The organism is Chryseobacterium sp. 'Rf worker isolate 10', from assembly GCF_050753305.1.
GTDB lineage: Bacteria > Bacteroidota > Bacteroidia > Flavobacteriales > Weeksellaceae > Chryseobacterium.
Window position 1 is genome coordinate 1,126,123 of the sequence record NZ_JBOZOF010000001.1, and the last position, 18,700, is coordinate 1,144,822.

At 35.6% G+C, this 18,700-nt stretch carries 15 protein-coding genes and 1 tRNA gene; 10 read left to right on the forward strand and 6 right to left on the reverse strand.

Features of this window, described 5'->3' with window-relative positions; all coding sequences use genetic code 11:
• Positions 1–29: 29 nt before the first annotated feature.
• From LKL37_RS04945 to LKL37_RS04970, 6 genes are all read right to left on the reverse strand, one after another.
• The gene (locus LKL37_RS04945) at positions 30–725 is read right to left on the reverse strand and encodes an ABC transporter ATP-binding protein (RefSeq protein ID WP_431609482.1); all 696 of its coding nucleotides are present in this window, start codon (positions 723–725) and stop codon (positions 30–32) included.
• Positions 719–2,065, reverse strand: a complete 1,347-nt coding sequence (locus LKL37_RS04950; RefSeq protein WP_431609483.1) for a DUF3526 domain-containing protein — start codon at positions 2,063–2,065, stop codon at positions 719–721. Before LKL37_RS04950 ends, LKL37_RS04945 begins: the two co-directional genes overlap by 7 nt.
• Positions 2,066–3,511 carry an ABC transporter permease gene (locus LKL37_RS04955; protein WP_431609484.1) on the reverse strand — a complete coding sequence of 482 codons (1,446 nt, stop codon included), beginning with the start codon at positions 3,509–3,511 and terminating at the stop codon, positions 2,066–2,068.
• A 3-nt stretch (positions 3,512–3,514) separates the two neighbouring features.
• Positions 3,515–5,824: a TonB-dependent siderophore receptor gene (locus tag LKL37_RS04960; RefSeq protein ID WP_431609485.1), complete on the reverse strand. Its 2,310-nt coding sequence runs from the start codon at positions 5,822–5,824 to the stop codon at positions 3,515–3,517.
• Positions 5,825–5,955: 131 nt separating this feature from the next.
• On the reverse strand, positions 5,956–6,309 hold the full coding sequence (locus tag LKL37_RS04965; RefSeq protein ID WP_431609486.1) for a hypothetical protein: 354 nt from the start codon (positions 6,307–6,309) through the stop codon (positions 5,956–5,958).
• Between the two features lie 804 nt (positions 6,310–7,113).
• Positions 7,114–7,185 (reverse strand) — tRNA-Arg (locus LKL37_RS04970).
• Positions 7,186–7,491: 306 nt separating this feature from the next.
• On the opposite strand from LKL37_RS04970, the gene LKL37_RS04975 reads away from it, so the two are divergent.
• The 10 genes from LKL37_RS04975 (at position 7,492) to LKL37_RS05020 (ending at position 18,696) form a co-directional block, all read left to right on the forward strand.
• On the forward strand, positions 7,492–8,151 hold the full coding sequence (locus LKL37_RS04975) for a MarR family winged helix-turn-helix transcriptional regulator (protein WP_431609487.1): 660 nt from the start codon (positions 7,492–7,494) through the stop codon (positions 8,149–8,151).
• A gap of 31 nt (positions 8,152–8,182) precedes the next feature.
• The gene (locus LKL37_RS04980; protein WP_431609488.1) at positions 8,183–9,673 is read left to right on the forward strand and encodes a phytoene desaturase family protein; all 1,491 of its coding nucleotides are present in this window, start codon (positions 8,183–8,185) and stop codon (positions 9,671–9,673) included.
• A 1-nt stretch (position 9,674) separates the two neighbouring features.
• A complete protein-coding gene (locus tag LKL37_RS04985) occupies positions 9,675–10,511 on the forward strand; it encodes a phytoene/squalene synthase family protein (protein WP_431609489.1) in 837 nt (278 codons plus the stop codon).
• A gap of 50 nt (positions 10,512–10,561) precedes the next feature.
• Positions 10,562–11,032: an SRPBCC family protein gene (locus LKL37_RS04990; RefSeq protein WP_431609490.1), complete on the forward strand. Its 471-nt coding sequence runs from the start codon at positions 10,562–10,564 to the stop codon at positions 11,030–11,032.
• Positions 11,029–11,481, forward strand: coding sequence for a beta-carotene hydroxylase (locus tag LKL37_RS04995; RefSeq protein WP_431609491.1), 453 nt, complete (start codon positions 11,029–11,031; stop codon positions 11,479–11,481). Before LKL37_RS04990 ends, LKL37_RS04995 begins: the two co-directional genes overlap by 4 nt.
• Positions 11,481–12,167, forward strand: coding sequence for a lycopene cyclase domain-containing protein (locus LKL37_RS05000; protein ID WP_431609492.1), 687 nt, complete (start codon positions 11,481–11,483; stop codon positions 12,165–12,167). The genes LKL37_RS04995 and LKL37_RS05000 overlap by 1 nt, the downstream gene beginning before the upstream one ends.
• A complete protein-coding gene (locus LKL37_RS05005; protein WP_431609493.1) occupies positions 12,157–12,705 on the forward strand; it encodes a lipocalin family protein in 549 nt (182 codons plus the stop codon). The genes LKL37_RS05000 and LKL37_RS05005 overlap by 11 nt, the downstream gene beginning before the upstream one ends.
• Before the next feature lie 115 nt (positions 12,706–12,820).
• Positions 12,821–13,120: a hypothetical protein gene (locus LKL37_RS05010; protein WP_431609494.1), complete on the forward strand. Its 300-nt coding sequence runs from the start codon at positions 12,821–12,823 to the stop codon at positions 13,118–13,120.
• 486 nt (positions 13,121–13,606) lie between these two features.
• Positions 13,607–15,082, forward strand: coding sequence for a response regulator (locus LKL37_RS05015; protein WP_431609495.1), 1,476 nt, complete (start codon positions 13,607–13,609; stop codon positions 15,080–15,082).
• 5 nt (positions 15,083–15,087) lie between these two features.
• Positions 15,088–18,696: a response regulator gene (locus LKL37_RS05020; protein ID WP_431609496.1), complete on the forward strand. Its 3,609-nt coding sequence runs from the start codon at positions 15,088–15,090 to the stop codon at positions 18,694–18,696.
• The last annotated feature ends 4 nt before the right edge of the window (positions 18,697–18,700 follow it).

An 18,700-nucleotide genomic window follows, 5' to 3' on the forward strand; every position in this document is an offset into this window, starting at 1 on the left:
TTGATATTTAATATGAAAGTAACTGAGTATTAAATCGTTTTTAGATACAGCTCCTGTAATTCCTGCGCTGTAAATGCTTTGGAAGTTAAATTTTGTATCAGCTCTCCCTGTTTCATGATTCCGATATTCGTGGCAACGCTTACCGCATTGAAGATATCGTGAGTAGCCATTAGAACAGTTCTGCCTTCTTTACCCAGCTGACGAATAATTTCTGTAAATTCTGCTGTGGCTATTGGATCCAGTCCGCTGGTGGGCTCATCCAGAAGAAGGACTTTCGCATCTTTGGCAAGTGCTATGGCAATACCTACTTTTTGTCGCATCCCTTTGGAATATCCTCCTAGTGCTTTTTGGTGTGCCGTTTCCTGTAATCCTGTACGCTTAAGAAGGGCAGATAATTCTTCTCTTTGATAATTAAATCCTGCAATTTTGGAGAAAAAATCAAGATTTTCTATTCCCGTAAGGTTAGGATATAAAAGAACCGTTTCAGGAATGTAAGCAAGGTGTTTTTTTATCTTTTGCGGTTCCTCTTTTACTGAAATGTCATTAATAAATGCATCACCGGAAGTGGCTTTAATGAGGCCCAGAAGAATATTGATCGTTGTACTTTTTCCCGCTCCGTTTTGCCCGAGCAGCGCAAATATTTCTCCTTTTTTTACTTCCAGATTAAGAGAATGAAGTGCTGTAAAATCGTTGTATTTTTTATGTAAGTTGACCGTTTTTAACATAGTTTTCTGTATTTGTATTGTGAAAGCATGATGAATAAAGCAATAAAAATGAGGTAGGGAAGAAGCATCTGTCCCCATTTAATAGATGAAGAAAATTTGAATACCTGTATAGTTTGCTGTGCCCAGTTGATAGACTCAGCATTCTTTCCGGAGAAAATAAGAGGGTAGAAGAACAACCTTTTTTTCTCATGAAATTTCTTGAGTGATGAAGTATACTGCAAATGATTATTCATATCAGATTTTGCCAGATGACTTTCTACGAGCTGAGTATGAAGATTCGGAAGGAGATAGCCTAAATAAGCTGCAGCCAGATTCCTTTTTTGCATTTTTTCAGTGTATTGTTCTGATGATTTGGCAGATTCAAGATCGCCCATATGCTGCATGGCATAATACCATGTCCAGGTGAATGCATCATTTTCTTCCACAGTGAAATTTTTGTACTGAGGATAGGCTTGGTAAAATTTCTCCATCGTAGGGCGCTTGGCCCCATCCCATTTGTTGTGATAACCTTCCCTCTGTTCCATCACCGCTTTAAGGGATTCATGCACCGGATAGAGTTTTTGTATCAGAATATTACTGCTCATTGGGATAATAAAATTGATTCCTACCCAAACAATCAAAAGGATCAAAGCATTCTGAGCCGATGATTTTCGGAAAGAAACAATCCATCTGCACAGGGCAAACCAGAACAGAATATAAAACCATCCGGTAATAAGAAATACAATATAATAGGAGTCTAAAGGTATTTTGATCCAGATCGAAGCAATGACAATTAATATAAGATATACAGCTGTTATTGCTAAAAAACGTATGAACATCTTATGATCCAGAAGCTTCTGTAAATTGCCGCTCTGAACAGAAAGCAGCTTCCACGTTCCCTTTTCCTCCTCTTCAGAAATCAGATTATAACAGAATGCCACAATCACCAGTGGAAAAAGGAAAACAATCACAAAACTAAAGTCGAAATTGCCAACTGCTGCATTGGCGGGATTATAAAAATCAGCATTGTAGCGCTGTTCCTCCAGATTTCGGATGGTAACTCCTTGAATAGAGGGATTTAAATCACGCATTCCAATATTTAAAGCAGCCAATCTAGGTGTTTCATTAACTAGATTGAATTTAATATAATAAAGTAGCAGACCAAGATCATCCTTATGAAATTTTGTATTCCTTTCTATACTTTCTTTCTGAAAATCTCCGCTTTTGGAGATAATATCTTCGTTTCTGTCTAGGAATTTTTTTCCTGTATAAATAGCCATAAGCCCCGCCATGAATAAAAACAGCAGTGCAGTGATATACGCTTTGTTACGGTAAAATTGGGTATATAAATAACGATTCATTTAGATTAGTTTTAATTTTCTTCCACTTATTTCGATTGCAATCACGCATATAATCAACCATAGAACTAATGCAGCAGCAGGTATCGGCTGTTCTTTTATACTGCTCAGAACAGACGTATACCGGTATTTAAAATCCGGAAACCTTTCCCAGTTGTGTTTGTCGATTACAGCAGGTGGACCGCCGTTTTCCGGTTTAATATTGCTGATCTGCTCAATTTGTAAATCATTTAAATGCTGAGCCATCTGATAGCGGTATTCTTCTGCCTGTTTTTGAAATTGGTTATAAGAGAAGAAATCTGTACCTGTTGCAATCATGGAAAAGTTTTTAACAGCAATCGCAGGGTTGATCAATCCTGAAAAATCAGTCAGGATTTGTTGTTTATTATAAATGGTTTGTAATTCTTTCTGATGTCTGATGTAGATATGTGAACTTATTTTTTCCCCTTCCTTCATGACAAATCCACCATAATTGAAGGGAAGTTCATTGGTCGTCTTTACTTTATACTTTGCCAGTAAAGAATCTTTAATCTTTTTAAAATGCGGATCATCAGGATTATGGCTGTCTCCCGATTTTAAAATATCTTTTTCCAGAGTAGTTTCAAAAGCAATTCGGGAAGGTGCAGGATATAAATTCTGTGCGGCAAACTGAATTCCTTTTGGCAAAACAATAATAAAAAGAAGCCAGAAACCGATGAGGCTTATCAATGCTGATGAGGTACTTTTACTGTTTGCGGAAACCACAACAGTCAAAGTGCTGATGAAAAAGTAATAGATCATATAAGCAGGCAGCAGGAATGACAGGCGTAATACAATATCAGCTGTATTGGTAGTCTCTGATAGGAATGCTGCCATGAAAACAATAGGAATTACCGGAATCAGAAAACATAGGGAAAACAGCCAGAGCCCCAAAATTTTGCCCCAAAGAATATCCCTTCCGGAAGTTCCCTGTACACTGATGATTTTTAATGTGGCATTCTCACGTTCCTGAACAATTAATCCAAATCCTAAAAAAAGAATAATTAGTGGAACAATACTCTGCAGAATAAATGCACTGCTGAAAGCTCCGAATCTTACCAAGGTGCCCGAGCTTCCGGCCTCCGAAAGGTTGGCGGTATTCTGTTTATGAGCCTCCAGGAATATGACATTTCCAAGATAATCATCCAGTCCATTGTCAAAAATATTCAATGGATGCCCGATTCTGAAAACCAGATAGCCATAATGAGCCATACGGTGCGGATGTTTATCTGGTCGATGCTCCCAGCTTTCCCGGACTTCTTTGCGGTATTCTTTTATTTTCGAAAAAGAGTCCGTATATTTTGTATATCCTATACCAATACTCAGCATACAGAATAAGAGTACGGCAATAGTGGTGAGAAGATTTTGTTTTCCTTTAAACAAATCCTGCCAGGTTTTTCTCACCATCAGTTGTAAGTTTGAAATAGCCATAATTTAAAATTTATAAGTAGCAGTTAGTAAATAATTTCTTGGAGTTCCCGGAAATAGCCTTAAATAGTTCTGAGCTCCTATCCAGTAGACTTTGTTGGTGATATTATTCAGATTAAACGAAAGCTGGACAGATTTTGCCGGAGTGTAATACAAGGCAGCATCTATTGTTGTATAGGCGGGAAGTTCAAAACTCCTTGTAAACCATGGAACTTTAGAGCTTTGGTAAAGCATTCCTGCCCCAATTCCAAAGTCTTTGAGCAGTTCAATAGTTGAAAAATTGTAGCGTGTCCAGATATTAAATGAGTTTTTGGAGGTATTTTCTTTCCTTTTTCCTATAAGATCACGGTTGGTATCATCCAGTATTTTAGCATCAATATAGCTGTAGCCACCGTAAATATGCCATTGAGGAAGAATATGTCCTGAAAATTCAGCTTCAAATCCACGGCTTCGGTCAGCACCACGCTGTACAAGCTCGTCTGGTTCTGAAGGATTATTGGCATTGATTAAAATATTTTTTTGGTTGATTTCATACACAGCAAGATTCATTGAGATTCTACCAAAAAGCTGGGCTTTGATTCCCAATTCTTTGAGATCGGAGGTCAAAGGTTTAAATCTTGCTGCAGATCCTGTAATGTTGGAAGTATTGGGCATTAATGTTACTGTATTGGACTGGGGCTGATATCCGGTTAAATAAGTTCCATACAGATTGATGTTATCTGTCAAGCTGTAGGTAATACCAAGCCTGTAAAGAAGTTTGTTATTTTTAAAAGATGACTCATTGGAATCTTTAAAGTTGGTAATATCCTGAAACCACTCTTGGCGGAGTCCTGATAATATTTTAAACTTTTTCCAGGTGAAAAGATGCTGAATATAAGCTGCATGAGTGGTGGTAAGAGCAGAAGGTAGAGTAGTGATTACATTCAATGTATTAAAATCAGCACCCTGATAATTTTCTGCACCCGGATTCAGATCAAACGGAGTGACATTTGGCTTAGGAATGATCGTTCCATTATAATTGGCGGTCTGATATTCAGAAGCTTTTGCCGGGTTATAGGAAGAAACTACAGAACCGTTTTTTAAAAGAAAACCTCTTGCTGCATTCTGCTGTCCGCCTTTGCGTTTTTCCCAAGTTTGATTGTCATAGCCTATCAAAGCCTGATGCTGAACAGAACCTGTTTTGAATGTAAAATTAAAATAAGCATTAATATTATCTGTAGCCCAGTTTTGTTTTCTCTGCACAAACTGCATCATAGCAAGACTGGAAACCGGTTTGTTATCCATATCAGGGACAAAAGAATTGGTTGTTCTGTGCTCCTGCAGGTTTTCTCTCCAGTATTGTTTCATATAAGAAGCATTAAAACTGATAGATGAGTTGAAATGATGAGCAACCGTTCCCATTAATATGAGTTCTCTGGTTTTAAAAAAATCGTCCGGAGCTCCCAGATTCAGAGTTCTTGGTGTGCTGTATAAATCTGTTTTTCCTGCCACCGCTCCGAAAATAGGTTGTCCACGGTCTAGATTTCCATAGAGATCATTGAAAATCATTTCCACATTCACCGATGTTTTTTCATTAGGAACAAACGTGATGGAAGGAGAGATCAGAATACCACTGTTTTTAACATGATCCCTGAATGACTGAGCATTCTGATAAGCTCCGTTAAAACGGTATAATAAGGTTTTACTTTTATTTAAAGGACCTGTCAAATCTGTGGTAATACGGTAGGTATCAAAACTACCTCCTGATAAACTGATCTCATGACGAGGATTAGACAATGGTTTTTTGGTGACCATATTGATCGTTCCTCCGGGATCCACACTGGACATGGTAATACTTGCCGGACCTTTGAAGACTTCCACACGTTCGATATTAGAAGTCATGGGCTGTAAAAAATAATATTGCCTTGTTCGCATTCCATTGATAATCTGGCCTTCTTCATTTTGGCTGATTCCCCGGATGTTGTATTGGTTGTAATAGCTTGAAGGAGAAACTCCGTTCACATTTTTCATAACCTCTCCAAGCTGGAAAGCCTGGCGGTCGGTGATCAGTTCTTTGGTAACTGTATTAAGCGTTAAAGGAAGATCTTTATTCTTCATAGCAATCTTGGTGGCCGCAAAAGAGTAGTCGGAAGTATAACCTTTAGATTTTCTTCCAATGACTTCAACGGTTTGAACTACTGTAGATAAGGAATCTTCAGAACGGGACTGAGCATATAAAAATGATGATGCGGTGATGAAACTTACGCTGAAAAGTTTCACCGGATTTGGGGAAATACAATGAATTATTCCCGAATAATTAAAATTACTGGTAATCATGAATAGGAATGTACGGGCAGTAAATAAGCCCATTAATAGAAGGATATCCTTAATGTTGTGAAGACACAGGTATCCACGGAATCACAGTACAGACTAAGAAATCTGTAAACAAAAAATTAGGGCAGCGTAGATTAAGCTGCTGCGAAAAATGCGGATGGGGGAGCTCTGGAGCTGAAAAAGTCCAGAAGACAACGATACGAAATGGCTTTTGGTTGCGGCATTTCGCTATCATTGGTACTATTGATGGCAAAATCCATTTCTAAAGGTTCAGGAAGAAGTACGTTATTCATATGCATATGAAGTACACATTGACATTCATCGTCCTGGGAAAAGGTAGGGATTTTCTCTTCTTTTGCCCCTTTTTTATAAATTACTTTACTTTTGGTGTGCTTGGCATGATCAAGACATGTGCTTACGCCGCTGACATTAGAAACAAATATCAGAAGTAAAGAAAAAACAAAAAAGACTCTGAGAAATTTTTGCATAATAGAAAAACAAATGTACAATTTAATTTGATAAAAATTGAGTGATGAATAAAAAGTAGCAGATATTTTTGAATAAAAGCAAAGCCATAACTTTAAAACTAATGTTTTATTCTCCATTGATACATGAATATTTTTCATAGCGATATGATTCAGATCATATTCGACGGTGTAAACACTTAGTTATATTTGGCTCATAGAAAATTTCATATTTCTGACAAATTACAGTATAACCTTCCGATGATTCGGGAGGTTTTTTTTGTGATCAGATTTAATTGTTTCAGATTCTTACATTTTTTTTGGGAAAATTCAGTTTAGTGTAGCCTCACCAGGCCTTGAGGGGTTTTATTTGATAAAAGATACCACAAAAGTATAGTTTCATTAAACAGTGATGTTTATTGGCATACGCATTGTAAATGTTAACACAAGTTTTTAGAGATAAAAATTATTTAACACCACATCACTTTTTTATAGTTCAAATTACATTTAAACCTCCTTTATTGGAGGTTTTTATTGTAATAAAGTATCTGTATTAAAAAGTAATTCATAAAACTAATTGCATGAATTTGTCGTATATAAATGAGAAGGCAGAATAATGGTATTTTAGAAAAAGTTATTTAAAATAGTACTCATTGATGTGATCGATTGTAGAAGAATTCAATATGTTTTAATTTTGAACTAGATTCTCATTATTAATTTGAGTTTTCATGGTTATTAGTTTTTATCCTCGGAGATTTCCGGGGATTTTTTTTCTCAGCCACGTATTTTTAAATTATTGCCGATTTAGGTTGATTTTGATATAAATTGTGGCCTCACCAGGGATCGAACCTGGATCTAAAGTTTAGGAAACTTCTATTCTATCCATTGAACTATGAGGCCCTGCTCAATAAAATTACAAATTATTCGCTGAAATAGTTTAATGATCGGTTTATGATTTTAATTTGGAGTTACAATTGCAGATTCTTCGGTATTTATGGTGCTTTACAATAAACTTTACATTGCATATTCTTCATATGCTTTTTCAAAAAATGTTTATTTATATACATTTTTTTTAGATCCTATTACTTTAATCAGAAAAATAACATGCTGTAAATTAGTGTTTTATATCTTTAGTTTGAATTTTTAAAGTGTATTAATATACTTTATTAATGATAATAAGTATATTTGTATACTAATTTGTTTAATATGAATTTTGATCTTATAAAATCAGTTGTAGAACTTGTTCAGCAATTTGTGGAGCAAAATGATATGAAAACTACATATGGTAATGATATTCATGGATTTATAGAATGGCTTAATGTTTCGCAAAAAACTTGTCATGGGTCACAAAATCCAGATTGGATAGGCAAGGAATTAGGAAGAAGCTCCGATAGTGTAATCAATACCTTATTAATAAGAATGAGCAGATATGCAAAATCTTATTCCCGTTCGGTTATGAGTAATTCTGCTTTCTCAAGTCAGGATGATTTCATTTATCTTATAAGTCTAAAGACACTGGGAGCGATGACAAAAATGGAATTGATAAAACATAATGTTCAGGAAAAATCATCGGGTATACTGGTTGTTAATCGCTTGATCCATAATGGCTGGGCAGAACAGACCGTCTCTCAAAAAGATAAAAGAACAAAGCATGTTAAAATAACAGATAAAGGGCTTGCTGTATTGAATAATCATATGGACGAAATTCGTAAAGCATCTCAGGTAGTAACGGGAAATTTAAATCAATCTGAGAAAATGCTGCTGATTTCAATACTTTCTAAATTGGATGAATTCCATTATTCTGTTTATCAAATGAATCTTGAAACAGTGGATATGTTGAATGCTGCTTATGAAAAACTGGACTAATGAGTTGTATAAACTCTTAATTAAAATAACAATGAATACTGGAAGCTCAAAAAAAAGAATAGCAGTTATAGGATCTGGATTTTCCGGTCTTTCAGCAGCAGCTTACGCTGCTAAAGCAGGTAATGAAGTACATGTATTTGAAAAACACAATCAACCCGGAGGCCGGGCAAGACAGTTTAAAACTAAAGAAGGGTATGTGTTTGATATGGGTCCCAGCTGGTATTGGATGCCAGATATCATCGAAGGGTTTTTTAATGATTTTGATTGTAAAGTATCTGACTTTTTTACCCTTGTTTCCTTAGATCCACAGTTTGAAATGGTTTTTTCAGGAGAAAAAGTTTCTGTTCCTGAGAAAAATGATGCAATAAGAGAACTTTTTGAAAAAATAGAAAATGGAGCGGGTAAGAATTATGACAAATTTATGGAATCTGCAAAATTTAAATATGAAGTAGGAATGAAGGAATTTGTTACCAAACCCTGTTACAGCTGGCTGGAGTTCGCTTCTTTAAAAATAGCAGGCAGTGCTCTCAGGCTTGATCTCCTAAGTAATTTCAGGAAATATGTATCAGGATATTTTTCTGATTCAAAATTAAAGTCTTTGATGGAGTTCCCTGTAATATTTCTGGGAGCTTCTCCACAGAATATTCCTGCTCTCTATAGTCTCATGAATTATGGAGGCTATGTTTTAGGAACCAAATACCCGATGGGAGGATTTTATCAGCTTGTTCTGGCTATGAAAAAAGTAGGGGAAAAACAGGGGGTAATTTTTCATTTTAATCATGAGGTCCAGAAAATCAACACAGGAAATGGGAAAGTTGTTTCAATAACGGTAGATGGTAAAGAGTTTGAATTTGATGCAGTCATTGCTTCATCAGACTATCATCATACCGAAACATTAATTCCTAAATCTCTCAGAAATTATAATAATGCCTATTGGGAGTCAAAAATGTTTGCTCCTTCATGTCTGATTTATTATTTAGGAATTAAGGGGAAAATTTCTCATTTGAAGCACCATACCCTTTTCTTTGAAAATGAACTGGATAATCATATAGATTGCATTTATAAAAATAAAAAATGGCCATCAAAACCACTTTTTTATGCGTGCTGTCCTTCAAAAACAGATCCGGATGTTGCCCCAGAAGATGGTGAAAATCTTTTTTTGCTGCTTCCTCTCGCACCGGGAATTAATGATGAAGAGCCTGTTCGCGAAAAATATCTGACGAAAATGCTTGAAAGAATTGAAAAGCATACAGGAGAAAACGACCTCTCTTCAAGAATCGAATATAAAAAAAGCTATTGTGTAAGTGATTTTATTTCAGATTATAATGCGTTTCAGGGAAATGCTTACGGTTTATCCAATACTTTGTCTCAAACAGCAGTATTAAAACCTAAAATCAAAAACAAAAAAATCAGAAACCTTTTTTATACAGGGCAATTAACTGTTCCAGGGCCAGGAGTACCACCTTCAATTATTTCCGGAAAAATTGTAGCGTCTGAAGTCAATAAACTAAAACTAAATTAATATGAAAAAATTGTTTGATGAGTTGTCCTGTGAAGTAAGCAGGTATACTACACGGAAATACAGTACCAGTTTTTCATTAGGCATATTAGCATTGAAACCATCAATAAGATCTGCTATTTATGCCATTTATGGTTATGTACGGCTTGCAGATGAAATTGTAGACAGTTTTCATGGTTATGATAAAGAAAAACTCTTGAAAAAGTTAAAGACTGAAACCTATGATGCTCTGGAAGATGGGATTTCAATTAATCCCATTCTGAACTCATTTCAGCAGACAGTTCGTCAGTACAATATTGATGTTCAGCTTATCAGTCAGTTTTTACACAGTATGGAAATGGACCTTCAGAAAATAGATTACAATTCTGATTTGTACAATGAGTATATCTACGGTTCGGCAGAAGTTGTTGGTCTTATGTGCCTGCAGATATTTACAGGTGGAAATAAACAGCAGTTTGAAGAGCTTAAACCGTTTGCCATGAAACTTGGATCTGCTTTTCAAAAAGTAAATTTTTTGCGGGATCTGAAAGATGACTATCAGATTTTAGGTCGAACCTATTTTCCTTCTCTGAATATGTCGGTTTTTGATAATAGAGTAAAGGCCCAGATTGAAAAAGAAATTGAAAAAGAATTTAAAGAAGCATTACAGGGAATTAAAAAACTGCCGGGCTCTTCCATTTTTGGGGTATATCTGGCATACAGATATTATCTGTCTCTGTTTGAAAAAATAAAGAAAACAAGCTCACAGCATATTTTGCAGCAAAGAATCAGGATTGCAAATTCACAGAAACTTCTGGTTGCATTCAAAAGTTATATACGCTACAAATCTGCTTATTTCTAATAACATAATTTAATTTTTTGAAAAGTTTAAGAATTAGTAAAAAAGAAAAGATGTACAGATTATACAGAGAACAACAGTTGAATTGCAATAGAGAAACGGCATGGAAGTTCTTTTCATCCCCTCATAATTTGGCGAAAATTACGCCGAAAAGTATGAAGTTTGTGGTTCTTTCAGCTGGTAAGAGCGAGCCTGTTTTTGAAGGAATGGAAATAGATTACAAGGTTTCTCCCGTATTGGGAATTCCTATGGGCTGGAAAACAATTATCAGCCAGGTTGATGAGTATAAAAGTTTTACCGACTTTCAGAAAGAAGGCCCATATAAATACTGGAATCATTTTCATGAATTCATTCCTAATGAAAAGGGAATATTGATGAAAGATACAGTAGACTATGAGCTTCCGTTTGGTATTCTGGGAAGAGCTGTCCATCAGCTGTTTGTAAAAGAAAAACTCAAAAGTATTTTCGATTTCAGATACAATATTTTGGATGATCTTTTTAACAGCAAAACATCCTTATTATGAATTTTCTGATTGTTTTGGGTGTTTTTATTGCTATGGAAGGTGCTACCTGGCTTATCCACAGATATATTATGCACGGTTTTCTATGGAGCCTGCATCGGGACCATCATGATCACGGCCATGATGGAAAACTTGAAAGAAATGATCTGTTCTTTTTCATTTTTGCAAGCCCCGCGATTGCCTTGTTATATCTGGGAGTAAAGCAGGAATTCAGTTATTGGTTTTTTATCGGTCTTGGAATAAGTCTCTACGGAATGGCCTATTTCTTTGTGCATGATATTTTTATCCATCAAAGAGCCAAAATTTTTACAAAAACGAAAAATCCCTACTTCCTTGCTATAAGACGTGCTCATAAGCAGCATCACAAACATTTGGGTAAAGAAAAAGGAGAATGTTTTGGATTTCTATGGGTTCCTGTTAAATATTTTAAAATGTATTTCAATAAAAAATGATGTCTTATACTTACATACTGATTAATTTTTTCACTGTCATTATCTGCTTTGTAGCTTCATTTGACAGAAGAATACAGTTTAATAAGCTTTTTGGAAAGTTTCTTCTGTCGTCTACCATTGTTGCAATTCCTTTCATTATTTGGGACATATGGTTTACTGCAAGAGGAGTATGGTGGTTTGATCTTAACTATACTTTGGGATTTAAAATAGCAGGACTTCCTGTTGAAGAATGGCTGTTTTTTTACTGTATTCCTTTTTCTTGTGTTTTTACCTATTACTGCCTGGAAAAATTTTTCAATATGAACGTGGCTAACGCTTTAAATAATCTTATCGTATTTACATCTGCTATTGTTCTCAGTGTAGTAGGACTTCTTTATTATGACAGAATATATACTTTGCTTACAGTCATTGTAACTTTATTTACACTCTGCTATCTCCATTTTATCGCTAAAAAAGAATGGATAGGAAAGGCCAGCTTTGTATACTTGGTTTTGATGCCCGGTTTTTTTGCAGTGAATGGAATTCTCACAGGATCTTTGATTCCATCTCCGGTTGTAAATTATAATCCTGAGGAATTTCTTGGTATAAGAATGACCACTATTCCTGTTGAAGATGCAGTATATGGATACAGTCAGTTTCTGCTGAATATTTACTTCTTTAAAAAAATAACTAAAAATGAAAAATAAAACAATTTTTAAACGGATTGCTGCTTGTGTATTATTGTGTTTCATGGCATCCTGTACCAGTATGCCTGAAAGAGCACAGCCTGTATCTCAGTTTGATGTGAATAGATATTTAGGTACCTGGTATGAGATTGCAAGATTCGATTATCGCTTTGAAAAGGATCTCGACAATGCAATGGCTGAATATAGCCTTAATAATGATGGCAGTGTAAATGTTATCAATAGCGGATATAATATAAAAAAGAAGAAATGGGTCTCGGTAAATGGAACTGCAAAATTCAGAGGAGATAAGAGTGTAGCTGCTTTAAAAGTAAGTTTTTTCGGCCCTTTTTATGCAGGATATAATGTAATTGCCCTGGAAGATTATCAATATGCATTGGTAGCGGGAAAAAATTTAGATTATCTGTGGATCCTTTCCCGTGAAAAAAACATCCCTGAAAATGTAAAACAGAATTTCATTTCTAAAGCCAGAGAAATAGGTTACGATACTTCTAAGCTGATCTGGGTGAAGCAGGATCGGAAAAACCCATTGAAAAAGTAAATTATTAAGCAAACTTAAATAACTATTGATTTATTTTAAGAATATTTTAACAAGTGAAATATTTTTAAGGCACGGATATTGTTTATTTATATACCAAATACTTAAATATTACATTATGAATAATTCAGATTACAACAAAGCGGAAAATGCAGTTAACGAAACAGAAAACACTCTAAAGAATGCTGCTAATGATGCGAAATGGAAGATTAATGACTTAGCTGATAAAGCCAGAGATTATATCAATGAAAAAAGAAATAATGATGAAGAAGCAACTCAGGAAGACTGGTTGGAAAGGGTGAAATCTAATATTTCTGACGCGTGGGATGATATTAAAGATAAGGCTGATGAAGCATGGGAAAATACAAAAGATGCTGCAGAAGACGTAAAAGCGGAATGGAGAAAGAAGACAAATTAAAGTTAGTTTCATAAAAAAAGCCAGAACTGTTAAAGTTCTGGCTTTTTATTATTTACTATTTGTTATGGTTTATTTATGTTCTATATTTTAGGATGTTTGATTTTCCATTAAATCCCCCGCAAAGTTTTATAAACGTTTTCATAGCTCTGATAAAAGTCCCCATTTTTAAATTTTTTACCAAACGCACTCTTATTTCCAACATAGGTTCAGCTTGTTTCTAAAGCATTTTCATGAATTGTTTTAGTAATTCTTACAACTTCAGTCGTTTGTAAACTAAAACAATTTTTTCATAGGCTTTATTTCTCACAAGAATATAATTTTTTTTAAATATTATCAACCATTTCAGTCCTTATTCCATTAATATTTAAACAGTAAAATGTGGTATGAAATAGTTATTCATAACACTTTAAAAATTGCTATGTTTTGAAATATTGTGAGTATTTTTGAAGTTTAAATATCTGTAACTAATTATTGATTTTAACTTCTATGATTTTAATTGTTGATGACAATCAAAGTAATCTTTATTCACTGCAAAAATTACTCGAATCCAAGGATTTTCAGGTGGAAACAGCCAATTCTGGTGAAGAGGCTCTGGGTAAAGCCCTCAAAAACGACTATGCCCTCATTATTCTGGATGTTCAAATGCCTGATATGGACGGCTTTGAAGTGGCGGAAACACTGGCAGATTACAGTAAAACAAAAGAAGTTCCCATTATATTTTTATCGGCTGTCAACACAGACAAAAAATTTATAACACAAGGCTATGCCTCGGGTGCTAAAGATTATGTAACCAAACCTGTAGATCCAGAGATCCTTTTGCTTAAGGTGAAAACTTTTTATAACCTTCAAGAGCAGAATATAGCCATGAAAAAGACCCAGCAGAATCTTGAACTGGAGGTTAAGGGTAGACGTGAATCACAAGTGACGATGAAGTCTCAGATAGATCATTTTCACTTAATGCTGGAGTCACTTCCACAAATTGCATTCACACTGAATGAAGCAGGAGCCGTTGATTTTGTGAATGGTAAATGGTATGAATATTCAGACTCCGAACAGAGTTTTCCTGAAATACATCCCGATGACCCAGATATCACGGAGGAGTTGGAGAGATGCAGAAAAAAAGGAAAAGCTCTTGAGCTGGAAATAAGAATAAAGAATGTTGTTTCGGGCAATTACCGCTATCATTTGCTTAGAGTAACTCCGGTATATGATGAAGATCACATTAAAAACTGGGTTGGAACTTTTACTGATATTGATGATCAGAAAAAAGTTGAAAAAGAAAAAGACGAATTTTTAAGCATCGCCAGCCATGAACTGAAAACTCCTTTAACAAGTATTAAAGCCTATGTTCAGTTATTAGAAAGAAAGTTGAAGCTAGACAAAGAAAGCTCTGAAGCAGGATTTGTAACGAAAGTTCAGGGGCAGATTGAAAAGCTGAATACATTGATCACTGACCTGCTGGATGTTTCTAAAATAGAAAACGGCAAGTTGAAAATTAATAAAAAACCGGTTAATCTGGAAAATTTGATCAGTAATGCGATTGAAACAATATTACAAACTCATGATCAGCGTGAAGTGAAAATTGAGCGCCACGGAACAAAACCGGATATTTTAATTCCTTTAGACGAAATCCGCATAGAACAGGTACTCATCAATTTTCTGACAAATGCCATTAAATATTCACCCGATAATAATCAGGTTATTGTCACCACTTTTGTAGATAAGGAGGCAGAAGAAGTAAGAGTAAATGTAACCGACTTTGGAATTGGTATCCCGGATTTTAAACAGGATGCTGTATTTAAGAAATTTTATCGTGTAGAAGAATCTTCACTGCAGTTTCAGGGGATGGGAATCGGATTGTTTATCTGCTCTGAGATCATCAAACAGCACCATGGAAGCGTTGGGGTTTCCAGTATAGTAGATGAAGGCTCTACTTTTTATTTCACATTACCACTAAATTAATTTTAATGCCGAAAAAAATAATACGAAATCTTCAATTTGGAGTAGGTCTTTCACTTTTGATTTTAATAGCCAGTTCACTGGCTTCTTACTGGAGTATCCAAAATCAAATGAAACACCGTGAAAGCCTTTCCAAAAGCAGACGGTCTGTAACAGCTGTGAAAGATGTGCTGGTTGCTTTACTGGATGCAGAAACAGGAAACAGAGGTTATCAGCTTACTGGAAGAGAAGATTTTCTTGAACCTTATAAACGGGGATTAAGAGAATACCCTAAAGCTTTGATACGTGCTGAATCTTTGGGGCTAAATGATCAGAATCAATTACAAAGACTCGCAGGTTTAAAAGCAGCTGTTGATCAGGTAATGCAGAATCTGAAGCATTTGGTTGAGAACAGACGAAGAGGCATTATCATGACTCAGCAACAGATTACTGAAGGGAAAACCTATATGGATCAGTGCCGGAAAATTGTCAGTGACTTTGTACAATATGAAGAAAGTCAGGTTGAAGTTAAAAATAACGATCTCAATCGCTCATCCGGTACAACGGTTATTTTTATCCTTTTTTCCGCAATTGCTGCGATAGTGGTAACTACATTTTTCTATATAAAAATGCGTGCAGATCTTATCCGAAGAGATAAATTGGAAAGGATGCTTAAGCAGAAAGATGAAGAAATGACACGCCGTGTAAGTGCTATTCAAAAGATTGCCAACAGAGTCGCTAACGGTGATTACAGTGAAAAAGTAGTGGATAATGCTCAGGATGATCTTGGAGATCTTGTAGGATCTCTGAACAATATGACAGAATCTCTCAAAATCTCTTTTGAGAAAATTAATAAAAGTGACTGGCGTCAGAAAGGTCTTGCTTTGCTGAATGAATCCCTGGTAGGGAATAAGACTGTTCAGGAAGTTTCCCATAAAGCTTTAATACAATTGATTGAATATGGAAACTGCATTAATGGTTCACTGTATTTGTATGATGAAGGTATTTTAAAACTTAATAAAGCATTTGGATTAGAATCCAATATGAAAAAAGCTTTTGAGCCCGGAGAAGGAATGGTAGGTCAGGCTTTTGTTAATGCTAAAAGTCAGGTTTATAATAATCTTCATGAAGATGACTTTGTGGTAACTTTTGCCAGCAGTACCATAAAAATTTACGGAATTATTTTGCTTCCACTTTTTGCAGACGGCCACATTATTGGAGTATTGGAGCTTGGTGCAACTTCTAATTTTGAAGAAGACAGGATAAGTTATTTTGAAGAGTGCTGCGTCAATATAGGAATTGCCCTGAACGCTGCCAAAGGCAGAGAAAAAGAACAGCAATTACTGGAAGAAACCCAGGCACAGTCTGAAGAATTGCAGGTTCAGCACTCTGAACTTGAAAATCTGAATACAGAACTGGAAGCACAAACACAGAAGCTTCAGGCTTCGGAGGAAGAGCTCAAAGTACAGCAGGAAGAACTGATGCAGGCCAATGCAGAACTGGAAGAACGCTCAAGGCTGCTGGAAGAGAAAAATCATTTGATTGCAGAACGTAATAATGAAATTCAGAAAAAAGTAGAGGAGCTGGCATTAAGCACCAAATACAAATCTGAGTTTTTAGCCAATATGTCTCATGAATTGCGAACTCCGCTGAATTCAATCCTTCTTTTATCCCGTTTGATGACGGAAAACCCGGATGAAAACCTCAATGAAGATCAAGTAGAATCTGCAAAAGTAATTCATAGTTCCGGTACAAGTTTATTAACCCTGATCGATGAAATTCTGGATCTTGCAAAAATAGAATCCGGTAAAATGACTCTTGAGTATCAGGAAGTAATGATCGAAGAAGTGGTAAAAGATCTAAAAAGTCTTTTCAATCCGGTATTTCAGGAGAAATCTCTTCCGTTTAATATCGAAATTGATGCAAATGTGCAGAAAGTGATCGAAAGTGATCGTCTTAAAATTGATCAGGTATTGAGAAATCTGTTGTCTAATGCTTTAAAATTTACCAAAAAAGGAAGCATCGGTTTACACATCAAAAAACATTCTGAAAAACCTGATTTCATTATATTCTCAGTTAAAGATACAGGTATTGGAATAGCAGAAGATAAGCAAAAGATCATCTTTGAAGCATTCCAGCAGGCAGACGGATCTACCAAACGAAAGTTTGGGGGAACAGGTTTAGGTCTGTCAATAAGCCGTGAAATCGCCAGACTTCTTGGAGGAGAGCTGGTTCTGAAAAGTGAGGTAGACAGAGGAAGTGAGTTCAGTTTTATCATTCCTGTACATGCCGTAACTGAAATTGCTCATTCTGAAACAGATCAGGATCTTGTAGAGGTGATCCGTGAAGATGTGGAGGAAATCCAAAATATTCTTGATGAAGGAGAAGCAAAAGTAATTCCTTTAAATACTCTTGAAATCCCGGAAGATGTACCGGACGACAGGGAAAATATTCAGGAAGGAGATAAAGTTATTCTGATCATTGAAGATGATATCAATTTTGCAAAAGCTTTATTGAAATATGCCCATCTGCAGAGCTATAAAGGAGTGGTTGTAGTAAGAGGAGATCATGGTCTTTCAGCGGCTCAGAAGTATCATCCGCATGCCATTTTACTGGATGTTCAGCTTCCTGTAAAAGATGGCTGGGAAGTAATGGATGAACTGAAAGCTGATCCTTATGTCAAACATATTCCGGTTCATATGATGTCTGTCCTTCATTTTAAAAAGGAAAGTCTTATGAAAGGTGCTGTAGATTTTATTAATAAGCCGGTAGCGCTGGATAAAATGACCGATGTGTTCAGAAAGATTGAAGAAGCTTTGAAAAAAGGATCTCAAAAAGTTCTGATTGTTGAAGAAAACGCCAAACATGCCAGTGCATTGTCTTATTTCCTGAGCAATTTTAATATCTCTTTATCCGTAGAACATACGGTGGAAGATAGTGTGAAAACCCTCACTTCTGATCTTGTTGACTGCGTTATTCTGGATATTGGAAGCTCAAAAGGAAATGATTATCATGTAATAGAGTCAATAAAAAGTCATGAAGGACTGGAAAATCTGCCCATTATCATTTTTACAGAACACCATTTATCTAAAGAAGAAGAACTTAAAATAAAACAGTATGCAGATTCAATTGTAGTAAAAACAGCACATTCATACCAAAGAATTTTAGATGAAGTAGGACTGTTTCTGCATTTAGTGGAAGAAAAAAATAATTCTTCAGAAAATACAACAGGAAGAATGCTTGGATCTCTCACTGAAGTGCTGAGTGGCAAAAAAGTACTGATTACTGATGATGACGTCCGCAATATTTTTTCTTTAACCAAAGCACTGGAAAAATATAAAGTTGAAGTTATTGTAGCCATGGATGGAAAGCATGCCCTTGAGCAAATTCACCACAATCCTGATATAGATGTAATCTTAATGGATATGATGATGCCCGAAATGGACGGCTACGAAACCATCAAGCAGATCAGAAAAATGCCGGCATTTAAGAGACTGCCTATTATAGCGGTAACCGCAAAATCGATGATTGGAGAGCGCGAGAAATGTATTACAGCAGGAGCTTCAGATTATATCTCAAAACCTGTAGATATTGATCAGCTGTTGTCGCTGCTTCGCGTTTGGTTATATGAAAGTTAAACAG

Bases quoted from the DNA above. Each gene is read 5' to 3' on its own strand.
- LKL37_RS04945 (WP_431609482.1), bottom strand. From the start codon at position 725: ATGTTAAAAACGGTCAACTTACATAAAAAATACAACGATTTTACAGCA.
- LKL37_RS04950 (WP_431609483.1), bottom strand. From the start codon at position 2,065: ATGAATCGTTATTTATATACCCAATTTTACCGTAACAAAGCGTATATC.
- LKL37_RS04955 (WP_431609484.1), bottom strand. From the start codon at position 3,511: ATGGCTATTTCAAACTTACAACTGATGGTGAGAAAAACCTGGCAGGAT.
- LKL37_RS04960 (WP_431609485.1), bottom strand. From the start codon at position 5,824: ATGATTACCAGTAATTTTAATTATTCGGGAATAATTCATTGTATTTCC.
- LKL37_RS04965 (WP_431609486.1), bottom strand. From the start codon at position 6,309: ATGCAAAAATTTCTCAGAGTCTTTTTTGTTTTTTCTTTACTTCTGATA.
- LKL37_RS04975 (WP_431609487.1), top strand. From the start codon at position 7,492: ATGAATTTTGATCTTATAAAATCAGTTGTAGAACTTGTTCAGCAATTT.
- LKL37_RS04980 (WP_431609488.1), top strand. From the start codon at position 8,183: ATGAATACTGGAAGCTCAAAAAAAAGAATAGCAGTTATAGGATCTGGA.
- LKL37_RS04985 (WP_431609489.1), top strand. From the start codon at position 9,675: ATGAAAAAATTGTTTGATGAGTTGTCCTGTGAAGTAAGCAGGTATACT.
- LKL37_RS04990 (WP_431609490.1), top strand. From the start codon at position 10,562: ATGTACAGATTATACAGAGAACAACAGTTGAATTGCAATAGAGAAACG.
- LKL37_RS04995 (WP_431609491.1), top strand. From the start codon at position 11,029: ATGAATTTTCTGATTGTTTTGGGTGTTTTTATTGCTATGGAAGGTGCT.
- LKL37_RS05000 (WP_431609492.1), top strand. From the start codon at position 11,481: ATGTCTTATACTTACATACTGATTAATTTTTTCACTGTCATTATCTGC.
- LKL37_RS05005 (WP_431609493.1), top strand. From the start codon at position 12,157: ATGAAAAATAAAACAATTTTTAAACGGATTGCTGCTTGTGTATTATTG.
- LKL37_RS05010 (WP_431609494.1), top strand. From the start codon at position 12,821: ATGAATAATTCAGATTACAACAAAGCGGAAAATGCAGTTAACGAAACA.
- LKL37_RS05015 (WP_431609495.1), top strand. From the start codon at position 13,607: ATGATTTTAATTGTTGATGACAATCAAAGTAATCTTTATTCACTGCAA.
- LKL37_RS05020 (WP_431609496.1), top strand. From the start codon at position 15,088: ATGCCGAAAAAAATAATACGAAATCTTCAATTTGGAGTAGGTCTTTCA.